This is a genomic window from Brachybacterium sp. AOP43-C2-M15 (assembly GCF_052446295.1).
Classification (GTDB): domain Bacteria; phylum Actinomycetota; class Actinomycetes; order Actinomycetales; family Dermabacteraceae; genus Brachybacterium.
The window spans coordinates 49,531-72,329 of sequence record NZ_JBQSWB010000004.1 but is presented as its reverse complement, the minus strand read 5'-3'; the positions used below and the strand labels follow the sequence as shown (position 1 = coordinate 72,329).

The following is a 22,799-nucleotide window of genomic DNA, read 5'->3' as shown; positions in this document are numbered from 1 at the left end:
ACCGCTCGACGGGGTAGCTTGTCCGTGTTCATGACCCGACAGAACGGAGCAGACGGTGGCCCCGAGCGACCCGAAGACCCCGACCCCCGAGCAGAGCGAGTCCGTCGAGGACGGCACCTTCGTCGAGCAGATCGACGAGCGCTGGCTGTCGGTGATCGATGCCGCGCTGAAGGTGCAGGCCCCGCTCGCCCACACCTATGTCGAGCACCTGCGCCAGAAGCACCCCGAGGCGACCGACCGCCAGCTCCTCCAGCTCGTCACCGGGCGCTTCATCACCCTGACCACGGCCACCGGCGCCGGGATCGGCGGCGTCGCCGCCCTCCCGGGCCTCGGCACCGTGGCCGCGCTGGGCCTGACCGTCGGCGAGGGTGTCTCCTTCGCGGAGGCCTGCGCCTTCCTCACCCTCGCCGCCGCGGACATCCACGGCGTGGACATGGGCGACCGCAGCACCCGTCGCCTCGTGCTGATGGGCGTGCTCAGCGGTGAGCGGGGCACCGAGATCATCGCGAAGGCGATGGGCAAGCAGGGGCTGCAGTGGAACGCCGTGCTGGGCGGCGGCGGAGGCTTCATGCCCAGCCTGATCAGCAAGCAGGTCTCCCGCTACGTGCGGCGCCGCGTGGTGGCCCGCACCGGGAAGCTGTGGTTCGCGCGCCTCCTGCCCTTCGGGATCGGCGCTGTGATCGGCGGCTTCGGAGCCCGCGCCGTCGCGAAGTCCGTGGTCGAGGCCATGCTCGAGATCTACTCGCACGGGCCGACGCTCGAGGGCGACCTCGCCGATGCGCCGGGCGGCATCGAGCGCTGAGCGGCGCGGCATCGAGGGCCGTGGCATCGAGCGGCGCGGCATCGACGGCTGAGCGCCGGGAGCGCACCCGCGGGGACCGCCTCGCGGCGGTCCCGGCGCTCAGACCTCCTGGGTGAAGTCGTTGGCGTGCTCGGTGCCGACTGCACGCTGGTAGGAGCGGCGGATCTCCGCCTCCGCATCGCTGCGACCCTCCCAGTGCGCGCCCTCGACGCTCTTGCCGGGCTCGAGGTCCTTGTAGACCTCGAAGAAGTGCTGGATCTCCAGGCGGTGGTACTCGGAGACGTCGGTGAGCTCCTGGCGGCGCACCTGACGGCGGTCGCCCACCGGCACCGCCACGATCTTGTCGTCGCCGCCGGCCTCGTCGCGCATGCGGAACATGCCCAGCGCGCGGCAGCGGATCAGGCAGCCCGGGAACGTCGGCTCCTCGAGCAGGACCAGGCAGTCCAGCGGGTCGCCGTCCTCGCCGAGGGTCCCCTCGATGAAGCCGTAGTCGTCCGGGTAGCGGGTGGCGGTGAACAGCATCCGGTCGAGGCGGATGCGCCCGTTGTGGTGGTCCACCTCGTACTTGTTCCGGTTTCCGCGAGGGATCTCGATGGTCACGTCGAATTCCACGACAGCCGCTCCATTGCTCCGGCCCGGTGGGCCACTGGTAATGACCGGGACACCATATCGTGGGGTCATGGCGAGGAGAGCATCGGACCGCATCTGGCGGACCACGGCGATCGTGATGTGCGCGGCGGTGCCCACGAGCTTCTACGTGCTCGGCGACCTCACCGATGCCTTTCCGGGCGTGCTCACCGTGCGCTCGGCCGAGGAGGGGCCGGCCGCCGGGCCGCGTGCTCTCGCCGAGGACTGGGAACGGCTCGGCGGCGAGGAGCCGCTGCCCGGCGCCGCGGCGTCCCTCACCCCGGTGGATGCCTCTGACCTGGCCGGACGCATGGCGTCGAAGGCCGATCTGCCGGTCGTCGACGGCGGCCTCGCGTTCAGCGTGGTCGACGCCGGGACCGGCGAGATCCTCGCCGAGAGGGACGCCGACGCGGCGCTCGTGCCCGCCTCGACGCTCAAGCTGCTCACCGCCGCCGCGGTGCTGCGCCAGTACGGCGGGGACGAGGTCCTCCGCACCTCCGCCGTCGTCCAGGACGACGTGGTCACCCTCGTGGGCGGGGGTGACATGACTCTCACGGACGAGGACCTGCGCGGGCTCGCGGAGCAGGCCGCGGAGCTCGCCGCCGAGCAGGGGTCGGCCCGGGTCGCCGTCGCCTTCGACGACAGCTACCTCGGCGGAGGGGCGAACGAGGCCTGGGGGGACAACGGCACCGCCGGCGGGTGGGTGACCCCCACCGCCTCCTTGGCCCTCGAGGAGGGATGGCTGGACGGGGAGCAGTACGGCCCGAAGTCCACCGACCCCGCCGGGGACGCCGCCCGGCGCTTCGCCGAGCTGCTCGCCGAGACCGGGCTCGAGGTCACCGGCGAGGTCTCCGAGTCCGCGGCCCCCGCCGGCGCCCCGTCGGTCGAGATCGTCTCGCCGCCGCTCGAGGAGATCGTGCGGCACACCCTGCTGATCTCCGACAACACCACCGCCGAGCTGCTCGCCCATCTGGTCGCGCTCTCGCGCGGGGAGGAGACCACGCCCGCCGGCGCCGCGGCCGCCGTCGAGGCCGAGATCCGCGAGCTCGCGGCGGAGATCGGTGTGCCGCAGGAGGACCTCGACGACTTCGAGATCCACGACGGCTCGGGGCTGTCCCGTCTGAACCGGGTGCCGCCGGCCCTGTTCTCCGCGGTGCTCGCGGAGGTGGCCTCGGGGGACGTGCCGACGCTCGAGCAGATCCTCTTCGACATCCCCATCGCGGGCCTGTCCGGCACCCTGGCCGAGCGCTTCGAGGCCGAGGGCACCGAGGGCGCGAGCGGTCTCGTGCGCGGCAAGACCGGCTATCTCGGCGGTGCCGCGACCCTGGCCGGGGTGGCGGTGCTGCCCGACGGCCGCACCGTCGGCTACTCGATCGCGGTGCACGGCTTCGACGGTGCCGACGCCCCGGCCGCGCGCGAGGCCGTCGACCAGGTCGCCGCCGAGATGGTCCAGGTCGACTGATGGCCGGCCCGCCCCCGGTCATCGCCCGCTCGCGCACCGCCGTGCGCGCCGCGCTGACCGCCCGTCTCGAGCAGCTGGCCGACGGCACCGCCGTCGGCCACCTCGCCCCGCGGCTGCTGGTGGGGCTGAGCGGGGGAGCGGACTCCCTCGCCCTTCTCGTCACCACGGTGTGGGTGGCCTCGCGCATGGGCCTCGAGGTCGAGGCCGGGATCGTCGACCACGGCCTGCAGGACGGCTCGGCACAGGTCGCCGAGCGCGCACGGGTCCAGGCGCAGCACCTCGGCGCCGAGGCCCGGGTGCTGGGCGTGAGCGTCGATCCGGAGGCGTCCGGCGGGATCGAGAGCGCCGCCCGCACCGCCCGTCACGACGCCCTCGAGGCCCTGCGCGAGGAGCGGGGGGCCCTCGCGGTGCTGATGGCCCACACCCTCGACGACCAGGCCGAGCAGGTGCTGATGGGACTGTCGCGGGGGGCCGGGCCGCGCGCCCTGGCCGGCATCCCCCGCGTCCGCGGCCCGCTGCTGCGCCCGTTCCTGGGCAGCGGCCGCGACGAGAGCACCGCCCTGCGCCGAGCGGACACCGAGGAGATCTGCCGCCTGCACGATCTCGAGTGGTGGGAGGACCCGATGAACGAGGACACCTCCCTGCTGCGCTCCCGCGTGCGGCACCGCGCGCTCCCGCTGCTGCGGGAGATCCTCGGCGAGCAGATCGACGAGAACCTCGCCCGCACCGCCGACCTGGTGCGCCCCGACGTCGACCACCTCGATGCCGAGGCGGAGGAGCTGCTGGCCGCGCTGCGCCGCGACGGCGGCGAGCTGCGCGAGGAGGGGGACCTGCTGCTGCTGGACGTGCACGGACTGGCCGCGGCGCCCGCTCCGCTGCGCACCCGCATCCTGCGTGACGCCTCACGTTCCGCTGAGCGCGCACACCGTGCCGACCGGGCCGCCGGATCCACGAAGTCACTGCTGAGACGCCAGGTGCTGGCGATCGACGCCCTGGTGGTCTCATGGCACGGTCAGGCAGCCGTGTCCGTTCCGGGTAGGATCGAGGTCGCTCGCCGCGACGGCCTGTTGGTGTGGCGCCGCATCGGATCCTGACCTGCGGCAGGCGCACCCCCACCACGTTCCATGGAGGAGATCCGCGTGCCCCAGACGCACCCCCATCCCGATGTCGACCGCGTGCTGCTGGACGAGCAGCAGATCCGCGAGCGGCTCGCCGAGCTCGGAGAGCAGATCGCCGCGGACTACGCGGACGAGCCCCCTGTCCTGGTGGGCGTCCTGCGGGGTGCCGTGATGGTGATGGCGGACCTCGCCCGCCAGATCGACCTCCAGGTCGAGATGGACTGGATGGCGGTCTCCTCCTACGGCTCGGGCACCAAGTCCTCGGGCGTGGTGCGGATCCTCAAGGACCTCTCCGGCGACATCACCGGACGCAACGTCCTGATCGTGGAGGACATCATCGACTCCGGGCTCACCCTGAAGTGGCTGCTGTCGAACCTGCGCTCCCGCGGGCCGAGGAGCGTCGAGATCGCCACCCTGCTGCGCAAGCCCGAGGCCGCGAGGGTCGAGATCGACGTGAAGTACGTCGGCTTCGACATCCCCAACGAGTTCGTCATCGGCTACGGCCTCGACTACGCGGAGAACTACCGCAACCTCCCCTACGTGGGCGTCCTCGCACGCTCGGTCTACGAGGACTGATCCCGTGGCAGATTCTTCCAAGAGCTCGAAGGGCTCCGGCAGCAGGAAGCGCCGCCCGTTCACCAGCATCGCCCTGTGGATCATCGTCGCGCTGCTCCTGGGCACCGCCATGTTCTCCCTCTTCGGCCGCGACGGCTACGAGCAGATCGACACCCAGCAGGGTCTCGAGCTGCTCGCGGGGGACACGGTCGAGCAGGCCAAGATCACCGGCGGCAACCAGCAGCGCGTGGACCTCGTCCTCACCGAGGACTTCGAGGACGGCGAGGAGAACAAGGGCACGCAGGTGCGCTTCTCCTACGTCGACGCCCGCGCCGCCACGATCGTGCAGGCCGTCGAGGACGCCGACCCCGCGAAGGGGTACACGGACGAGATCGCCACCAGCGCATGGTGGTCGACGCTGCTGCTCTCCTTCCTGCCGCTGCTGATCTTCATCGGCCTGTTCTGGTTCCTGATCATGAACGCCCAGGGCGGCGGCCGTGCGATGCAGTTCGGCAAGTCCAAGGCGAAGCTGTTCAACAAGGAGGCCCCGAAGGTCACCTTCGCGGACGTCGCGGGCGCCGAGGAGGCCGTCGAGGAGCTCGACGAGATCAAGCAGTTCCTCGTGGAGCCGGGCCGCTACCAGGCCGTCGGCGCGAAGATCCCCAAGGGCGTGCTGCTCTACGGGCCGCCCGGGACCGGCAAGACCCTGCTGGCCAAGGCCGTCGCCGGCGAGGCGAACGTGCCCTTCTACTCGATCTCCGGCTCCGACTTCGTGGAGATGTTCGTGGGCGTCGGCGCGAGCCGTGTGCGCGACCTGTTCAACACCGCGAAGGAGAACGCGCCGGCGATCATCTTCATCGACGAGATCGACGCCGTCGGCCGCCATCGCGGCGCCGGCATGGGCGGCGGTCACGACGAGCGCGAGCAGACGCTGAACCAGATGCTGGTGGAGATGGACGGCTTCGAGGAGAACCAGAACGTCATCCTCATCGCCGCCACCAACCGTGTGGACATCCTCGACCCGGCGCTGCTGCGCCCGGGCCGCTTCGACCGGCAGATCGGGGTCGAGGCCCCGGACCTCAAGGGCCGTCTCCACATCCTCGGCGTGCACGCCAAGGGCAAGCCGCTCGCGCACGACGTCGACCTCGAGGCCGTCGCCAAGCGCACCATCGGCATGTCCGGCGCGGACCTCGCCAACGTTCTCAACGAGGCGGCGCTGCTCACCGCCCGCTCCGGCAACCAGATCATCGACGACCGCGCCCTGGACGAGGCCATCGACCGCGTCTCCATGGGCCCGCAGCGGTACTCGAAGGTGATGACCGAGCGCGAACGCCAGATGACCGCGTACCACGAGGGCGGCCACGCCCTGGTCGCGGCGGCGATGAACAACTCCGCGCCGGTCACCAAGGTGACGATCCTGCCGCGCGGCCGCGCCGGCGGCTACACGATGGTGGTGCCCACCCAGGATCGCAACTACCAGTCCCGCAACGAGCTGCTGGACCGCCTCGCCTACGCGATGGGCGGCTACGCGGTGGAGGAGAGCATCTTCCACGACGTCACCACCGGCCCCAGCTCGGACCTGCAGAACGCCACCAAGATCGCCCGCACCATGGTGATGCAGCTGGGCATGAGCGACGCGGTGGGCCAGGTCGCCCTCGCCGGCGACCAGGACGAGGTCTTCGTGGGCATGCAGCAGGGTCAGGCCCCCCGCTTCAGCGCCGAGACCGCGAGCGTCATCGACCAGGAGGTGCGCAAGCTCCTGGACCGTGCCCTGGACGAGGCCTGGACCGTCATCGTGGAGAACCGCCACGTGCTGGACCGTCTGGTGGAGGAGCTGCTGGAGAAGGAGACCCTGAACGAGCACGAGCTCGCGGAGGTCTTCCGCGACGTCGCCAAGCAGCCGCCTCGCGAGGTGTGGGTCTCGAGCGAGGAGCGCCCCGCCCTGGCGGCCCCCTCGGTGGGCCGCACCACCACCGGGACCGGCACCGAGGAGCACGACGCCGGGGAGGTGCTGCAGCCGAATCCGCCGGAGCTGCCCCACCCGGGCGGCGAGGGCCCCCAGATCCCGGGCGCCCCGTACGGAGGGGGCGGCGACAGCGGCTACGGATACGGCGGCCAGGACGGGACGGAGCGCTGAGATGGCCGTGGACCAGCCGCGCATCGAGGCCGCGGTGCGCGAGATCCTCGCCGCGATCGGCGAGGATCCGGACCGCGGGGGGCTGGTGGACACCCCCGCCCGGGTCGCGCGCATGTACGGGGAGGTCTTCGAAGGACTGGGCCAGGACGCCCACGAGCCGCTCTCGACCACCTTCGACATCGAGCACCAGGAACTGGTGCTGGTGCGGGACATCCGCTTCCACTCCATGTGCGAGCACCACCTGCTGCCCTTCATGGGCAGCGCCCACGTCGGCTACATCCCCGACGGCGGCACGGTCACCGGGCTCAGCAAGCTCGCCCGCCTGGTGAACGTCTACGCCCGCCGTCCGCAGGTGCAGGAGCGGCTCACCTTCCAGATCGCCGACGCCCTGATGGAGGAGCTCGGCGCGGCCGGCGCGATCGTCGTGATCGAGGCGGAGCACATGTGCATGTCGATGCGCGGGGTGCGGGCCGAGGGCGCGCGCACGGTGACCAGCGCGGTGCGCGGCATGCTGCGCGAGAGCGCGAGCACCCGGGCCGAGGCCATGAGCCTCATCAACCGGGCGTGAGGCCATGAGCCCCGCGCCGCGCCGGTGCCCGGCAGGACTGCCCGAGCACCTGGAGGTCGACGAGACGCTCGTGATGGGCGTCCTGAACGTCACGCCGGACTCCTTCTCGGACGGCGGCGAGCACTTCGCGGCGCCCGACGCGATCGAGCACGGCCGCCGGCTCGTCGCCGAGGGTGCGGCGATCGTCGACGTCGGCGGGGAGTCCACCCGCCCCGGGGCGCCGCGGGTCGACGAGGACGAGGAGCTGCGCCGGGTGATCCCGGTGGTCCGCGCACTGGCCGCCGAGGGCGTCGTCGTCAGCGTCGACACCATGCGGTCCGCGGTCGCCGCCGCGAGCGTCGAGGCCGGGGCCCTCATCGTCAACGACGTCTCCGCCGGCCGGGCCGACGTCGACATGGGCGCCGAGGCCGCCCGCCTGCGCACCGCGCGGGGCACCCCGCCGGTCTTCATCGCGATGCACTGGCGCGGCCACAGCGACGTGATGAACGAGCTGGCCGTCTACGACGACGCCCCCCGCGACAGCGCGCTCGAGCTCGAGGACCGCCTGGCCGCGCTGCGCGAGGCCGGCGTCGAGGACCGCTTCCTCGTCGCGGATCCCGGGCTCGGCTTCTCCAAGACCGGCGAGCAGAACTGGGACGTGCTCGCCGACTGGGAGGGCATCGCCTCCCACGGGCTGCCGATCCTGATCGGCGCCTCCCGCAAGCGCTTCGTCGGCGCACTGGGCGTGGACCGGGACGCCGCGACCGCCGCGATCAGCGGCTACAGCGCCCAGCGGGGCGCCTGGGCCGTGCGCGTGCACGAGGTGACCTCGTCCCTCGCGGCCGTCCGCGTCGGCGACCGCCTGCGCCGGAGCGCACGGCGATGAGCGCCGCGACGCCGCCCCCCGGAACGGACCTCATCGAGGTGACGGGGATCCGCGCCTGGGGCCACCACGGCGTGCTGCCCCAGGAGAAGGACCTGGGCCAGCAGTTCGTGGTCGACGTGGCACTGCACCTGTGGACCGCACCGGCCGGGCGGGCCGACGCCCTGACCCGCACCGTGAACTACGCCGAGGTCGCCGCCGCCGTGCACGACGAGATCGAGGCCGGTCCCCACGACCTCGTCGAGACCCTCGCCGAGCAGATCGCGCGCCGGATCCTCGAGGACACCGGCCACCCGCTCGTGCGCCGCATCGGCGTGCGGGTCCACAAGCCCGCGGCCCCCGTCGGCCTGCCGGTGGGCGATGTCGCGATCACGATCGAGCGCGAGGCGGCGCCGGTCCCGGCCGTGCTCGCGCTCGGCACCAACCTCGGCGACCGCGAGGCCCATCTCGAGCGCGCCCTCGCCCATCTGGCGGCCGCCGACGGCGTCGCGATCGACTGGACCGGCCCGGTGCTCGAGACCGCTCCGGTGGGCGGCCCCGACGGTCAGGGGGCGTTCCTGAACTCCGCGATCGGGGTGAGCACCACCCTGGGGCCCTTCGCCCTGCTGGAGGTCGCCCGCCGCGCCGAGCACGACGCCCGCCGCGAGCGCCGGCTGCGCTGGGGCCCGAGGACCCTCGACGTCGACGTCATCACCTACGGGGACTGGACGAGCGAGGACCCGGAGCTGACGATCCCCCACCCGCGGGCCCACGAGCGCGCCTTCGTGCTCGCGCCCTGGCACGCCGCCCGGCCCGGGGCCGAGCTGCCCGGCCACGGCCCCCTCGCCCCTCTGCTGGCGCGCGCCGCCGACCGTGCAGGGCTCCGCCCGGGACCCGCGATCGAGGGATACGGGATCTCGTGAAGCCGCTGAACATCCCGCTGCTGCTGCTGATCCTCGTGCTCGGCACCGCCTTCGGGGCGCAGATGATGGAGACGCTCGCAGCCCGCGGCCACTCCCTGCCGATCGCGGGCTGGCTGACCACCGCGGTGCTCCTGGTGCTGATCGGGGTGCTGCTGGCCTACGGGATCCCGCTGCGGCGGTACATGCTCGAGTCCGAGGAGCGGCGGGTCCGGCCCAGCCTCGCGCCGCGACGGCACCACATCGACATGCCGACCGCCTTTCGCACCGTGCTGCTGGCGCGCGCCTGCTCCTACACCGGTGCGGTGATGGGCGGCGTCTTCAGCGGGCAGGCGCTGTTCCTCCTGATCACCGGAACGGGCGACCCGCTCAGGGCCACCCTGCCCACCGGCGCGGCCGCGGTGGCGGGGATCGTGCTCGGTGTGCTCGGCGTGATCGTCGAGCGCTGGGGGAAGCTGCCGCCCGAGGACGGCGACGGCGCGGAGGAGAGCGCCGAGGCCGGGCACTGACCTCTCCGCCGGCCCTCGCGGGATCGCGCCGGGCACCGTCGGTCGGACGCAGGGGACCGACCATCGACCGACCATCGACGGAGAGAGCGTCCACCCTCGTCGCAGCAGGGCGAGGCCGAGGGGTGACACGATGGACCCATGATGTCCAGCGCTCCTGACTCCCCCGAAGGTGCCCCGACCGCCCCGCACGTGGTGCCGGCCGGCCCCACCCTCTCCGATGACCGCGACGGGCTGCTCGGCGCGGACGCGCTGCGCCCTGTCTCCCCGAGGCTCGTCCCCGCCCGTTACGTGGCGGGCATCGTCGGCTACGTCATCGGGGTGCTCATGATCGCCGGTGCGATCGTCGCCGCCGTGCTCACCGGCTGGTGGTGGCTCGCGCTCCTCGGCCTGCTGCCCCTGCTGCTGGTGGTCCAGAGCCTCGCGCTCACCCCCCGTCGCGTCCGCGCGATCGGCTACCACGACGGCGAGGAGGACCTCACCATCGCCTCCGGCGTCATGTTCCGTGCGGTGCAGACGATCCCCTACGGCCGCGTGCAGTCGGTGAAGATCGACGAGGGGCCCGTGGACCGGAAGTACGGACTCGCGAAGCTGACCGTGAGCACCGCGGCCGACGGATCGACCGTGGTGCTGCCCGGCCTGCCCAAGGACGAGGCCGAACGCCTCCGCACGCTGCTGACGGACCGCGGCATCGAGACCATGGCGGCGCTGTGAGCGCGCCCGGCCCCGATCCCGCTGCGCCCCTCGGCGAGCCCGTCGGCCCCGACCCGGTGGCGGCGGCGGGCGCGCCCCGACACCGCACCCACCCGATCACCCCGCTGGTCAGCGGCTGGAAGATCGTGGTCGGCATCATCGCCGTGCTCACGGCGCAGAACATCGCCCGCCTGGTCGACGACTTCACGCTGCAGCGCGCGCTGATCGGCTTGGGCGTGGTCGCCGCCGCGGTGGTGGTCGCCATCCTGTTCTCGTCGCTGAGCTGGTGGTTCACCACCTACGCGGTCGACGACCAGGGCGTCTCCCTGCACCGGGGCGTGGTCAGCAAGTCCCGCGAGTACGCGCCGCGGGCCCGGATCGAGTCGGTCTCCGTCGAACGCCCTCTGCTGGCCCGTCTGCTCGGCCTGGCCAAGGTGCGCGTCGAGGTCGCCGGAGGCGGCGAGTCCTATCTGGACATCGAGTACGTGAGGTCCTCCGAGGCGGAGCAGCTGCGCCGTCGTGTCCTCGGCGTCGCAGCCCTCGCCGAAGCCGGGGACTCCGCCGAGCGCCCCGCGCAGGATCCGGCCGCGGCCGGATCGGCGTCGATCGCGGAGGCCACGGGAGCGGCGACCGAGCCCGACGGGGCCGAGCACGCCCCGGCGCTCGGCGAGGCCCCGGCCTCGGCGGAGCGCGCCGAGACCCCGGCGCCGGCGGAGCGCGCCGAGGCTCCCGGAGCGCTCGAGAACGTCCTCTACGACGGAGTCACCGACGGTGAGCTGATCGCGAAGATCCCCACCGAGCGACTCGTGCGCTCGCTCGTGCGCGACCTCGGCTTCCTCATCGGGATCCTCATGAGCATCGTCGGCGTCGGACTCGCGATCGCCCTCGGGATCTGGACGGAGGGCATCAACATCGCGATGCTCATCGCGCTCGCGCCCGCCCTCATCGCGGTGCCGAAGTTCATCTTCGGCAGGATCGAGTCCGGCTGGGGATTCGTCTCCCGGATCACCGACCGCGGGCTGCGGATGCGACGCGGGCTGGCCAACACCCGCACCGACAACATCGCCTTCGGACGCATCCAGCGCTTCGTGCTGAGGCGGCCCTGGCTGTGGCGCACCCCGGACTGGACGTCCGTGACGGTGACGGTCGCGGGCATCGACGACGATTTCGAGAACGGCGCCCAGAACGCGCTCCCCGTCGGCACCCGGGAGGAGCTCGCCGCCACCCTCGGACACCTCGCCGCCCCGCTCGGCACCGAGGACGACCTCGCGACGCTCGAGCACCTGCTGACCGCCCCGGCGCGGAGCCTGGAGGGCCTGCGCAAGCCGTTCAGGGCGTACTGGATCGCACGTCGCACCCAGGTCACCGTGCTGCTGCCCGGCGCGCTGATCCATCGCTCCGGGGTGCTGGGCCGGACGGTCGAGATCATCCCGCGCGAACGGATCCAGCAGGTCACGCTCTCTGACGACCCCCTCGGCCGCCGTCTGGGCGTTCTCGATCTGGCCGTCGGCATCGCGGGGCACACGCTGCACCTGACCGGCCTCGCCCGGCGCGACGCGCTCGCCCTGCACGAGGTCCTCTCGCGCGATGCACGCACGCTGCGCCGCTATCGCGACCGTGAGCGGTGGCCCGCCCCGGCGCTGGCCGCGGCCGGCCGGCCGGCGGGACGATGAGCGCCCCGCGCCTCGGCATCGGCGTCATCGGTGCGGGACGCGTCGGCGCCGTCCTCGGCGCCGCTCTGCGGGCCGAGGGCCACGGCATCACCGGCGCCTACGCCGTCTCCGACGCCTCCAGGACCCGTGCCGCCGATCTTCTGCCCGGCGTGCCGCTGCTGGGCGTCCCCGAGATCGTCGAGCGCAGCGAGATGCTGCTGCTGGCCGTCCCCGACGACCAGCTCGCGCCGCTCGCGGCCGGCATCGCCGCCACCGGGATGTCCCCGGGCGGCCAGCTCGTGGTGCACACCTCCGGCCGCGCCGGTGCCGGGGTCCTGGCTCCCCTCGCGCAGGCCGGCAGCGCGACCCTGGCCCTCCACCCCGCCATGACCTTCACCGGCACCCGGACGGACCTCGCCCGGCTGGTCGGCTGCCCGATGGGCATCACGGCCGCTCCCGAGATCCTGCCGATCGCCGCGGCGCTCGTGGTCGAGCTCGGGGGAGAGGCGGTGGTGCTGGCCGAGGGCGACCGCCCGCTGTACCACGCCGCCCTCGCCCACGCCGCGAACCACCTCGTGGTGCTCGTGGACCAGGCCCGCGAGGCGCTGGGGAGGATGGGCATCGACGAGCCCGGCGCCTATCTGCGGCCGCTCCTCGAGGCGGCGCTCGACGAATCCCTGCGGCACGGGGCCCGGGCCCTGACCGGCCCCGTCGTGCGCGGGGACGCCGGCACGGTCTCCTCGCATCTCGAGGCGCTCGACGACCTCGACACCACCGGAGCGCCGGGGGAGCGCGGTGACGTGGCCGACACCTACCGCGCCCTCGCGCTGGCCGCGCTCGCGCGTGCGAGACTCCCCGAGGAGACGCGCACGCGGATCCGGGACCTTCTCGAGCAGGCCCCGCCCGGCGCGGAACTGGACTGATCCGGCACCGGGGCTGATCCGGCACCGGGGCTGATCCGGCACCGGGGCGCCCGCGTTCGACCGCACCGCCCATGACCGATGGGTTCGCACGACCGCGCACCGCGCATGACCGCGCACCGCGCATGACCGCGCAGCGCGCACGACCGAGGAGCACGCATGACCGAGGACCAGCCCGCCGCCGTCCGCCGCGCCGACACCGTCGTCGTGACCACGAAGGCCCAGCTGCGCGAACACCGCGCCGCGATGACCGGCACGGTCGCCGCGGTGCTGACGCTGGGCTCCCTCCACGACGGACACCTCGCGCTGGTCGAGCGTGCCCGGGAGCTCGCCGACCACGTGATCCTCACCGACTTCGTCAACCCCCTCCAGTTCGGGCCCGACGAGGACTTCGAGGCCTACCCGCGCGACCTCGAGAAGGACCTCGCCCTGGTGGACGGTCTGGTCGATCTGGTCTTCGCCCCCTCCACGGAGGAGATGTACCCGGTGCTGCCGCCCACCGTCTCCGTGACCGCCGGGCATGCCGGCACCGTCCTGGAGGGCGCCGCCCGCCCCGGCCACTTCGACGGCGTGGTGACCGTGGTGACGAAGCTGCTGCAGCTGACCTCGCCGCATCTGAGCGTGTTCGGGCGCAAGGACGCCCAGCAGGTGGCGATCATCCAGCGCCTCGTCGCCGACCTCGACCTGCCGGTGCGGATCGAGACCATCGAGATCCTGCGGGAGCCCACCGGCCTGGCCCGCTCCAGCCGCAACGCCTATCTCAGCGACGCCGGACGGGAGCAGGCCCTGGCCCTGTCGCGCACCATCACCGCCGCCCGAGAGGCCGCGCCCTCGCTCGCCGGGATCCGAGCGGCGCTCGATGCAGCGCTCGAGCGGGCCGAGATCGACTGGGACTACGCCCTCGCCCTGGATCCCGCGACCCTCGAGCCGGTCACCTCCGACCATCGGGGCGAGGTGCTCGTGGTGCTCGCCGGCCGGGTCGAGGGCACCCGACTTCTGGACGCGGCTGTGGCGGTCGCGACAGCACCCTGATCCCATGGACGATCACGGGGGCAGTGATGAGACAATCGCCCTCATGAGCGAGAATCCCCCTGCCCTCGACACGACGGACACCTCCGACCAGGTCGCGGTCCGCAAGTCCAAGCGGGAGCGGCTGCTGGCGCGCGGGGAGGAGGCCTACCCGGTCTCGGTCCCGGTGACCACCGCCATCGCCGAGGTGCGCGCCCGGTACGACCACCTCGAAGCCGGTCAGGAGACGGACGACGAGGTCGGCGTCGCCGGTCGCGTCGTGTTCCAGCGCAACACCGGCAAGCTGGCCTTCCTCACCCTCCAGGACGGTGCCGGGCAGCGCCTGCAGGTCATGGCCTCCCAGGCCGTGATCGGCGCCGAGCGGCTCGCCGACCTGAAGGCGGACGTCGATCTGGGCGATCACGTGTTCTTCCACGGCCGGGTGGGTGCCTCCCGCCGCGGCGAGCTGAGCGTCTTCGCGGACACCTGGCAGATGGCGGCCAAGGCCGTGCGCCCGCTGCCCGTGCTGCACGCCGATCTCTCCGAGGAGTCGCGGGTCCGCCACCGCTACGTCGACCTGATCGTGCGCCAGGAGGCGCGCGACACCGTGCGTCGTCGCGCCGAGGTGATGCATTCCCTGCGCGAGTCGTTCCACGAGCGCGAGTTCGTCGAGGTCGAGACGCCGATGCTGCAGGTGATCCCCTCGGGCGCCGCCGCCCGGCCGTTCGTGACCCACATGAACGCCTTCGATCTGGACCTGTTCCTGCGGATCGCCCCCGAGCTGTACCTCAAGCGCGCGGCCGTGGGCGGACTCGAGAAGGTCTTCGAGATCAACCGCAATTTCCGCAACGAGGGCGCGGATTCCACGCACTCACCGGAGTTCGCGATGCTCGAGGCGTACCAGGCCTACGGGGATTACGACACCATCGGCGATCTCACCCGGCGGCTCGTGCAGGAAGCGGCCGAGCGCTCGACCGGCTCCCAGCTGGTCACCCTCGCCGACGGCTCCGAGTACGACTTCTCCGGTGAATGGGCGCAGATCACCGTGTACGGCTCCCTCTCGGAATCCCTCGGTGAGGAGATCACCCCCGAGACCACGCCCGAGCAGCTGCGCCGGATCGCGCGCTCCCTCGAGCTGGACCTCGAGCACCCGAAGTTCGGGCACGGCAAGCTCGTCGAGGAGCTCTTCGAGCATCGGGTGGGCGACCACCTGCACGCGCCGACCTTCGTGCGGGACTTCCCGGTCGAGACCAGTCCGCTGGTGCGCGCCCACCGCAGCACTCCCGGCGTGGTCGAGAAGTGGGATCTGTACGTGCGCGGCTTCGAGCTCGGCACCGGATACTCCGAGCTCGTGGACCCGGTCATCCAGCGCGAGCGCTTCGCGCAGCAGGCGGCACTGGCCGCCCAGGGCGATGACGAGGCGATGCTCCTGGACGAGGACTTCCTCGAGGCGATGGAGTACGCCCTGCCGCCCACGGGAGGCATGGGCATGGGCGTGGATCGGCTGCTGATGGCGATCACGGGGCTCGGGATCCGCGAGACCATCCTCTTCCCCCTCGTGAAGCCGGAGGCCTGATATGGACTCGGGATTCTGGTTCGAGGCGGGCGCGCTGCTCCCGTCGATCGGTGTGGGGCTGCTGTTCTGGTTCGTGATCCGCGCGATCCTCCGCGCCGATCGCCATGAACGAGATGTCGAGCGGCAGGCCGAGCGGGAATACCGCGAGCGCCGCCGCGGTGATGAACAGAATCACTCTGCCTGAGCGAATATCGGAATCGTATTGAAATTCGGCCCCATTCCCCGGATACTGGTACTCAGCGGTGAACTCCTCGGAGATCGCCCATGAATACGACAGCAGACCAGCGAGGGAGAACCCCTATGGCACGGAAGACGTTTGTGGAGCTCATCGACGATCTCAGCGGCGACAAGGCCGACGAGACCGTGAGCTTCTCCCTGGACGGAGTCGCCTACGAGATCGACCTGTCCGAGGCCAATGCCGCGAAGCTCCGCGAGGAGCTCGGCGGCTGGGTCGAGAAGGCGCGCCGCGTGGGCGGACGCCGCGCTCGCGGCACCGCCCCGGCTCGCGGCGGATCGAACGACTCCGCGCGGATCCGCGAGTGGGCCCGCGGGGCCGGCTACGAGGTCCCCGACCGCGGTCGCATCTCCGGCACGATCCGCAAGGCCTACGAGGAGGCCCACGGGGAGTGACCCCGGCGCCGCCCGGCACAGCACGGCCGGGCAGTCCGTGAACTCTCGACCAGGCCCGTCACCGATCGGTGGCGGGCCTGGTCGTCGTCCGGGGGCGGTGCTGCGCGGAGGGACTCCCGGGCCGCGGCACTCACCACTGCGGCACTCACCACCCCCGCAGGGTCCAGGAGGCCTCGTGCTCGGCGCCGGGGGTCAGACGCACGACGTCGGTGCCGCTGCGGAACGCATCGGGAGGGCAGGTCATCGGCTCCACGGCGAGTCCGCGCCGGTGGTGCTCGGGCTCCGGTCGATCCGCGGTGTGGATCTGCAGCCAGGGGCACTCGGGGCCTGCGCTGAGCGCCACCCCCGTGCCGCCCGGTGCGGTCACCGAGACCGTGCAGCGTCCGTTCTCGTCACGGCCGAGATCGGTGAAGGCGTGGTCGATGAACAGCGGACCGATCTCCTTCGCCGTCCGGAAGTCGAAGTCGCTCCCCGGGGCGACGGGCTCCGTGCCCGTGGGCAGCAGACGGTCCTCGGTGACGGTCAGGACGGTGCCTGCCTCGACCTCCAGCGACCAGCTGTCCAGCGGCTCGGGCCCCGCGACCAGGTAGGGGTGCGGGCAGACCCCGTAGGGGGCGTCCTGCGCACCGAGGTTGCGGGCGGTCACGGAGGTGGTGAGCCCGTCCCGCGGATCCAGGGTGCAGCGCACCGTGATCAGCAGGTGGAAGGGATAGCCCGGGGAGGGGAAGAGCTCGCTGCGCAGGACCACCTCGTCCTCGGCGCGGTGCACCGGGGTGAAGGCCTGGAAGGAGATCAGCCCGTGCAGGGCATTGCCGCGCTCGGGCTCGGTCAGCGCCGTGCGGATCTCCTGCCCGTCCCAGGAGTAGGTGCCGTCCCCGATGCGATTGGGCCACGGGGCGACGATCGCGCCGCGGTAGAACAGGATCGGCCCGGTCTCGGGATTGCGCACCAGCAGGTCGCGACCGCCCACGGTGAGCGATTCCAGCGTCGCGCCGACGGTGGAGACCTCCGCTCGGTACTCGCCGGCGACGAGCTCGAGGAGCTCGCCGCGGTCACGGGCTGCGGCCTGCTCCGTCGGGTCCTGCTGGGAGGGGATGCGGTTCATGAGGTGGTCTCCTGCTGCGTCTCGGCGACGGCGACGGGGTGGGGGACGGGTCGGGTGAAGGGACGGGGCCGGGTCAAGGCTCGGGCTCGGGCTCGGGCTCGGGGTCGGGCTCGGGGTCGGGTTCGACGATCACGACCTCGAGCCGTCGCGGTCCGTGCACTCCCTCGACGCGATCCAGCTCGATGTCGCTGGTCGCGCTCGGACCGGAGATCATCGTCCAGGCGGCGCGCGGATCCTCCGCCATGCGCGCGATGCCCTTGGGGACGCCGAGCACCACCTGGTCGGACTCGACCACGACCACGTGGTGGTCGGGGATCAGGGAGATCGCCCGTCGGCCGCCGAGGTCGTCGCCTCGCAGCACGATCGTGCCGGTGAGGGCGATCGCGGTGTGACATCCGGTGAGCACGGCATCGATCGTGTCGAGCTCGTGGGCCGTCGCGGTGCCGTCGTCGAGGACCACCTCGGACCGCACCTGCTCGGTCCACGGCGAGGGGAGGGAGGCGGGCACCACGACGGTGCGCGCGCCCGCGAGCGCCTCGGCGATCACCGTCGGCGCTGCGGACGCCGTGGTGCGGTGGACGACGGCGGTGTAGTCCTCGAGGCGCTGCACCAGCACGTCCCGCACCTTCTCCGGAGCGGTCCGCAGCTCCTGCTTGTCGTCGGCCCGCTGGTAGTCACGGGGCACGTCGGCCGCCTCGGTGACCGCATCGCGGCGCGGGGCAGCGAGAGCTGTGCGCACCCGGGCGAGGATCTCGTCCTTCGCGCTCATCCCGGGGGTGCGGGTGGGGCGGTCGTCCTGCCAGTCGTTCATGCCCGTTCCTCGCCGTCGGTGCCGCCGGGGTGCTCGTCCCCGTCGGTGCCCCCGCGCGGTGCGGCCCCGTCGTCCGGCCCCGACGGTGCGGCGTCGGCGTCCTCCGCCGTCGCGCGTGCCCGATCCTTCTCGCGCTGGTCCCACCAGGAGCGGAAGGAGGTGCCGGGCTTGGGCAGGTCGCGATGGTCCGTCCAGCCGGGGATCAGCGGGATCATGCCGGGCAGCTTCCCGATGTTCTCACCCGTCAGCACCGAGGACAGCGGTCCGGCCGAGCGCACCGCGAGATCGTAGGCGCGCGGGGAGGACATGAGCCTGCCCGCCCCCTGGAGGGCCACGTCCCAGGTGCCGTGGAAGTCGCCCCGCGTCTCACGGCGGCGATCGACGTCCTCGGCGCGCAGGTGCACGAGGATCTTGGGGATGTCGATCTTCACCGGGCACACGTCGTAGCAGGCGCCGCACAGGCTCGAGGCGTAGGGCAGGGTCGAGCTGGGATCGTCGGAACCGGTCATGCCCGTCATCTGGGGGGAGAGGATCGCGCCGATCGGCCCGGGATAGGTCGAGCCGTAGGCGTGCCCGCCGGTGCGGGCGTAGACCGGGCACACGTTCAGGCAGGCCGAGCAGCGGATGCAGTGCAGGGCGCTGCGGCCCTCGGGGTCCTCGAGCACCGCGGAGCGACCGTTGTCCAGCAGCACCAGATGGAACTCCTCGGGGCCGTCTCCCTCATGGACGCCGGTGAACAGGGTGGTGTACGGGTTCATCCGCTCCCCGGTCGAGGAACGGGGCAGCAGCTGCAGGAACACCTCGAGGTCCTGGAAGCTCGGCACGATCTTCTCGATGCCGACCACCGAGATGAGGGTCCGGGGCAGCGTCAGGCACATCCGTCCGTTGCCCTCGGACTCGACGACGACCATGGTGCCCGTGTCGGCGACCGCGAAGTTCGCCCCCGAGATCGCGACCGATCCGGGCATGTCCAGGAACTTCTCGCGCAGGAAGCGTCGCGCGGCCTCGGCGAGCTCTGCCGGCTCGTCCGTGATCGACGGATCCAGATCCGGCATCGCGGCCAGGAAGATCTCCCGGATCTCGGCGCGGTTGCGGTGGATCGCGGGAACCAGGATGTGGCTGGGCGTGTCGCCGGCGAGCTGCACGATGAGCTCGGCGAGATCCGACTCGATGGCGCGGATCCCCGCGTGCTCGAGCACCTCGTTCAGACCGATCTCCTGGGTGGCCATCGACTTGACCTTCAGCACCTCCTCGGCACCGCGCTCGCGGGCGAGCCGGGTGACGATGTCTCCGGCCTCCTCCGCGTCCCGTGCCCAGTGCACCACGCCGCCGGCCGCGGTGACCGAGGCCTCGAGCTGTTCGAGCAGCTCGGGAAGATGATCGGTGACCTGCCACTTCAGAGCGCTGCCGGCGGTGCGGAGCTTCTGCCAGTCGCGCACCTCGCGCACCGCACCGGCACGCTTGGCCTGGATCCCGGTGGTGGCGTGGCGCAGGTTCGCGCGCAGGGTCTCGTCGGCCAGCTCCTCGCGCGCGGCCTCCGGGAACCCGCGCTCGCCGCGCAGGGCCGAGCCCGGGGAGGCGTGCTGCGGGCGGACCGTGGGGATGCCGAGGTGGACCGTGCTCATGACGCCCTCCCCAGGATGGTCTCCGCCGGGACGAAGGGCTCCTCGCGGGTCGAGGCGAGGATCTGGGCGAGATGGACCGCACGCGGCCCGGCGCCGGCATCGTGGGTGCGGCGCAGCTTCCCGCCGATGTTCATCAGGCACGACGCGTCACCGGCGACCACGAACTCGGCGCCGCTGCGCACCACGTTCGCCGCCTTGTCGGCGACCATCGCATCGCTGGTGGCGTCGTTCTTCACCGAGAAGGTGCCGCCGAAGCCGCAGCAGGTGTCGGATTCGGGCAGGTTCTTCACCTCGATGCCCTCGACCGCCCGCAGCAGCTTCAGCGGGCGGGGCCCCACCTTGAGGAAGCGCATCGAATGGCAGGTGGGATGGTAGGTCACCGAGTGCGGGAAGTAGGCGCCAACGTCGGTCACCTTCAGCACGTCCACCAGCAGCTCGGAGAGCTCGTAGGTCTTCGCCGCCACGGCGGCGGCCCGTTCCTCGAGCACCCGGTCGTTCTCGTGGCGGGCGACCAGCTCGTGCTGGTCCCGCACGCATCCGGCGCAGGATCCCGAGGGCATGACGATCGCGTCGACCCGATCGAGCGCCGGCTCGAAGGTGTCCACGAAGGAGCGCACCACCGGAGCGGCCTCCGTGTAGTAGCCGGAGTTGGTGTGCATCTGCCCGCAGCAGGTCTGGCGCTTGTCGAACACGACCTCGTGCCCGAGCCGCTCCAGCAGCATGACGGTCGCGCGCGCCACGTCGGGAGCCATCACGTCCACCAGACAGGTGGTCATCAGCGAGATGCGCATCGGCTGTCCTTCCTCCTCATCGAGTGCTCTTCCTCATCGTGCGTCGGCGGATCGCGGCGGACCCGCCGTCCCCGCAGCGGGACCGGCGCGGCCGCGGCGACGTCAGGAGTGGGCCAGCCCCAGGGCGTCGGCGGTGCGCTCGAGGGTCCGGTGCGCCTCCTCGACGTCGTCGGACAGCGAACGGCCCCAGCTGGGGACCATCTGGGTGAGCTTCGGCCGCCATTCCTCGATGCGCTGCGGGAACATGCGCTCGAGCATGCCCAGCATGATGCTGGTCGCGGTGGAGGCGCCGGGGGACGCCCCGAGCATGCCGCCGATCGATCCGTCGGCCGCCGTGATCAGCTGGGTGCCGAACTGCAGCACTCCGTGCTTCTTCGCGTCCGGGGCGATGACCTGGACGCGCTGACCGGCGGTGACCTCCTCCCAGTCGGACTCGCGGGCGGCGGGCATGTACTCCAGCAGCGCCTCGAAGCGCTGGTGTCGAGTCGCGGCGAGCTGAGAGACGAGGTACACCATGAGGTCGAGGTTCGGCGGGGCCACCGCCATCATCTGCGTGAGGTTCGAGGGCTTGATCGACTCGAAGAGATCCGTGCAGCGCCCGGTCTTGAGGAACTTCGGCGACCAGCCCGCGTAGGGGCCGAACATGAGCGATCGCTGCCCGCCCACGAAGCGGGTGTCCAGGTGCGGCACGCTCATCGGCGGGGCGCCGACCGCGGCCTTGCCGTACACCTTCGCGTCGTGGCGGGCGATGATCTCCGGATCGGTGCAGCGCAGCCACTGGCCCGAGATCGGGAAGCCGCCGAAGCCGCGGATCTCCTCGATCCCCGACTTCTGCAGCAGCGGCAGCGCATAGCCGCCGGCGCCGACGAAGACGAACGGCGCGCGGACCACCCTCAGGGAGTCGTCCCGCGTGGAACGGACCATGACGCCCCAGTCCGATCCCATGCGGCGCAGGTCCACCACGTCGGAGCCGGTGGCGACCGTGGTGCCGGTGCGCTCGGCGAAGGAGAGCATCTGCCGGGTCAGGGCGCCGAAGTCGACGTCGGTGCCGTCGGGGGAGCGGGTCGCGGCGACGGTCTCGGTGATCGGGCGGCCCTCGGAGACCAGCGGGGCCCACTCGCCCAGACGCGCGTGCTCCGTCGTGAACTCCATCCGGTCGAACAGCGGGTTCGCGACGAGCGCCTGATGGCGCCGACGCAGGTAGTCGACGTTCTCCATCCCGTGCACGAAGCTCATGTGCGGCACCGTGTGGATGAACTCGGAGGGATCGCCGATGCGATCGTTCTCCACCAGGTGCGCCCAGAACTGGCGCGAGATCTGGAACTGCTCGTTGATCGAGATCGCCTTGGCAGGGCTGACCGAGCCGTCCACGTCCTGCGGGGTGTAGTTCAACTCGCACAGGGCGCTGTGTCCGGTCCCGGCGTTGTTCCAGGCGTCGCTGGACTCCGCCCCCAGGGAGTCGAGCCGCTCGAGGACCACGATCTCCCAGCTCGGTTCGAGCTCGGTGAGCATCGCGGCAAGGGTCGCGCTGGCGACACCACCACCGATCAGCACCGCATCCGCACGGGTCACATCCAGGTCAGCCATGTCTCTCCGTTCGAGCTTGCGCGGGGCTCCGCCCTGGTGGGGGCCGCGCAGTCATCGCGCGGCACGGGGCGGCCGTGCCGTCCAGGGTATCCCTCTTGGGCGGGTGGCGAGTCGACCGGGCGGCGAGCGCCGCCGGGTTCGCCGGGGCGGTCCCCGTCGGCTCACGCCGAGGCGGTGCCGGACCTCGCGAGGTCCTCGAGCAGCAGCTCCGTGCGACGGCCCAGCAGGCTCGTGGCGAGGTCGATCGCGGCACCCGCGCCGACCAGCAGGGCCAGCGGCCACAGCGCCGCGCAGAGCACGAGCCAGACCGACAGCGCCAGGATCAGCAGGATCGATCGTCCCGGCAGCGCCCCCGGCAACAGCAGGGCGAGACGCCAGGTGACCAGGAGGTCCTGGCGGCGCAGTCGCGGCACCGCCACGATCGCCGCGGCGCTCAGCGAGGACCATGCGAGGCTCGCCACGGCGAGCCCGCTGAGCACGAAGGCGGCGACCTGCCCCGGGGTGCCGCCTCCGATGACGATCCAGATCATCGCGGCGGAGCCGAGCTGCACGACCAGCAGTGGCAGCAGGCGGAGATTCGCTCCGATGAACTGGCGGCGGTAGGCCGACCACATCAGCGGCAGCACGCGCACCTTCGCCCCGTGGCGGGAGGCGATGAGGGCGTCCGCCGCGGCGACGGAGGCGGGGGCGACCCCGGCCACGACCAGGCCCAACAGGCTCAGCAGCATCCACAGGAGGTTGACCCGGAGGACCAGCAGGACCCGCTCGATCATCTCATTGGCCCGCATCACCCACCCGGGCACCTGTGCAGCGCCCGTCGGTCCTCCGGTTCGGCTCATGGGGTGAAGGCTATCCGGGCGGGGCG

General features: G+C 72.2%; 23 protein-coding genes. 16 read left to right on the top strand and 7 right to left on the bottom strand.

Translation table 11 applies throughout. The annotated features are described in order from the left end of the window. The first annotated feature begins 55 nt into the window (after positions 1-55). On the top strand, positions 56-802 hold the full coding sequence (locus ACT3SP_RS05570; protein ID WP_444586264.1) for a hypothetical protein: 747 nt from the start codon (positions 56-58) through the stop codon (positions 800-802). A gap of 99 nt (positions 803-901) precedes the next feature. Here ACT3SP_RS05570 and ACT3SP_RS05565 read toward each other — a convergent pair whose 3' ends face one another. Further along, the gene (locus ACT3SP_RS05565; RefSeq protein ID WP_444586263.1) at positions 902-1,414 is read right to left on the bottom strand and encodes an inorganic diphosphatase; all 513 of its coding nucleotides are present in this window, start codon (positions 1,412-1,414) and stop codon (positions 902-904) included. 67 nt (positions 1,415-1,481) lie between these two features. Here ACT3SP_RS05565 and ACT3SP_RS05560 point away from each other — a divergent pair, with 67 nt between their 5' ends. The 15 genes from ACT3SP_RS05560 to ACT3SP_RS05490 all read left to right on the top strand — a co-directional run bounded on the left by ACT3SP_RS05560 (position 1,482) and on the right by ACT3SP_RS05490 (position 16,015). Then, entirely contained in the window at positions 1,482-2,891 is a 1,410-nt protein-coding gene (locus tag ACT3SP_RS05560; protein ID WP_444586262.1) for a D-alanyl-D-alanine carboxypeptidase/D-alanyl-D-alanine-endopeptidase, read from the top strand. After that, positions 2,891-3,985, top strand: a complete 1,095-nt coding sequence (tilS, locus tag ACT3SP_RS05555) for a tRNA lysidine(34) synthetase TilS (RefSeq protein ID WP_444586261.1) — start codon at positions 2,891-2,893, stop codon at positions 3,983-3,985. The genes ACT3SP_RS05560 and tilS overlap by 1 nt, the downstream gene beginning before the upstream one ends. Before the next feature lie 45 nt (positions 3,986-4,030). Beyond that, complete coding sequence (hpt, locus tag ACT3SP_RS05550; RefSeq protein WP_444586260.1) at positions 4,031-4,585, top strand: hypoxanthine phosphoribosyltransferase; 555 nt, start codon at positions 4,031-4,033, stop codon at positions 4,583-4,585. Positions 4,586-4,589: 4 nt separating this feature from the next. Continuing rightward, positions 4,590-6,701 (top strand): ATP-dependent zinc metalloprotease FtsH, encoded by a 2,112-nt coding sequence (ftsH, locus tag ACT3SP_RS05545; protein ID WP_444586259.1) that lies wholly within the window; start codon positions 4,590-4,592, stop codon positions 6,699-6,701. Between the two features lies 1 nt (position 6,702). Then, entirely contained in the window at positions 6,703-7,269 is a 567-nt protein-coding gene (gene folE / locus ACT3SP_RS05540; RefSeq protein ID WP_444586258.1) for a GTP cyclohydrolase I FolE, read from the top strand. A gap of 4 nt (positions 7,270-7,273) precedes the next feature. Continuing rightward, positions 7,274-8,134 (top strand): dihydropteroate synthase, encoded by an 861-nt coding sequence (gene folP, locus ACT3SP_RS05535; protein WP_444586257.1) that lies wholly within the window; start codon positions 7,274-7,276, stop codon positions 8,132-8,134. Beyond that, entirely contained in the window at positions 8,131-9,033 is a 903-nt protein-coding gene (gene folK, locus ACT3SP_RS05530) for a 2-amino-4-hydroxy-6-hydroxymethyldihydropteridine diphosphokinase (RefSeq protein ID WP_444586256.1), read from the top strand. The genes folP and folK overlap by 4 nt, the downstream gene beginning before the upstream one ends. Further along, positions 9,030-9,539 carry a DUF3180 domain-containing protein gene (locus ACT3SP_RS05525; protein ID WP_444586255.1) on the top strand — a complete coding sequence of 170 codons (510 nt, stop codon included), beginning with the start codon at positions 9,030-9,032 and terminating at the stop codon, positions 9,537-9,539. Before folK ends, ACT3SP_RS05525 begins: the two co-directional genes overlap by 4 nt. Positions 9,540-9,680: 141 nt before the next feature. Continuing rightward, on the top strand, positions 9,681-10,250 hold the full coding sequence (locus tag ACT3SP_RS05520) for a PH domain-containing protein (RefSeq protein ID WP_444586254.1): 570 nt from the start codon (positions 9,681-9,683) through the stop codon (positions 10,248-10,250). After that, entirely contained in the window at positions 10,247-11,902 is a 1,656-nt protein-coding gene (locus tag ACT3SP_RS05515; protein WP_444586253.1) for a PH domain-containing protein, read from the top strand. Before ACT3SP_RS05520 ends, ACT3SP_RS05515 begins: the two co-directional genes overlap by 4 nt. After that, positions 11,899-12,804: a Rossmann-like and DUF2520 domain-containing protein gene (locus tag ACT3SP_RS05510; protein WP_444586252.1), complete on the top strand. Its 906-nt coding sequence runs from the start codon at positions 11,899-11,901 to the stop codon at positions 12,802-12,804. Before ACT3SP_RS05515 ends, ACT3SP_RS05510 begins: the two co-directional genes overlap by 4 nt. A gap of 156 nt (positions 12,805-12,960) precedes the next feature. Further along, positions 12,961-13,833 (top strand): pantoate--beta-alanine ligase, encoded by an 873-nt coding sequence (gene panC, locus ACT3SP_RS05505; RefSeq protein WP_444586251.1) that lies wholly within the window; start codon positions 12,961-12,963, stop codon positions 13,831-13,833. A 43-nt stretch (positions 13,834-13,876) separates the two neighbouring features. Continuing rightward, positions 13,877-15,385, top strand: coding sequence for a lysine--tRNA ligase (gene lysS, locus ACT3SP_RS05500; protein ID WP_444586250.1), 1,509 nt, complete (start codon positions 13,877-13,879; stop codon positions 15,383-15,385). A 1-nt stretch (position 15,386) separates the two neighbouring features. After that, positions 15,387-15,569: a hypothetical protein gene (locus ACT3SP_RS05495; protein WP_444586249.1), complete on the top strand. Its 183-nt coding sequence runs from the start codon at positions 15,387-15,389 to the stop codon at positions 15,567-15,569. A 116-nt stretch (positions 15,570-15,685) separates the two neighbouring features. After that, positions 15,686-16,015, top strand: a complete 330-nt coding sequence (locus ACT3SP_RS05490; RefSeq protein ID WP_444586248.1) for a histone-like nucleoid-structuring protein Lsr2 — start codon at positions 15,686-15,688, stop codon at positions 16,013-16,015. 145 nt (positions 16,016-16,160) lie between these two features. On the opposite strand, the gene ACT3SP_RS05485 is transcribed toward ACT3SP_RS05490, so the two are convergent. From ACT3SP_RS05485 to ACT3SP_RS05460, 6 genes are all read right to left on the bottom strand, one after another. Then, positions 16,161-17,120, bottom strand: a complete 960-nt coding sequence (locus ACT3SP_RS05485) for an aldose 1-epimerase family protein (RefSeq protein WP_444586247.1) — start codon at positions 17,118-17,120, stop codon at positions 16,161-16,163. Between the two features lie 73 nt (positions 17,121-17,193). Beyond that, positions 17,194-17,931 carry a LutC/YkgG family protein gene (locus ACT3SP_RS05480; protein WP_444586246.1) on the bottom strand — a complete coding sequence of 246 codons (738 nt, stop codon included), beginning with the start codon at positions 17,929-17,931 and terminating at the stop codon, positions 17,194-17,196. Beyond that, complete coding sequence (locus ACT3SP_RS05475; RefSeq protein WP_444586245.1) at positions 17,928-19,556, bottom strand: lactate utilization protein B; 1,629 nt, start codon at positions 19,554-19,556, stop codon at positions 17,928-17,930. Before ACT3SP_RS05475 ends, ACT3SP_RS05480 begins: the two co-directional genes overlap by 4 nt. Beyond that, positions 19,553-20,347 carry a (Fe-S)-binding protein gene (locus ACT3SP_RS05470; protein ID WP_444586244.1) on the bottom strand — a complete coding sequence of 265 codons (795 nt, stop codon included), beginning with the start codon at positions 20,345-20,347 and terminating at the stop codon, positions 19,553-19,555. The genes ACT3SP_RS05475 and ACT3SP_RS05470 overlap by 4 nt, the downstream gene beginning before the upstream one ends. A gap of 102 nt (positions 20,348-20,449) precedes the next feature. Then, complete coding sequence (locus ACT3SP_RS05465) at positions 20,450-21,934, bottom strand: malate:quinone oxidoreductase (RefSeq protein WP_444586243.1); 1,485 nt, start codon at positions 21,932-21,934, stop codon at positions 20,450-20,452. Positions 21,935-22,095: 161 nt separating this feature from the next. Next, positions 22,096-22,773, bottom strand: coding sequence for a DUF624 domain-containing protein (locus tag ACT3SP_RS05460; RefSeq protein ID WP_444586242.1), 678 nt, complete (start codon positions 22,771-22,773; stop codon positions 22,096-22,098). Positions 22,774-22,799: the final 26 nt, after the last annotated feature.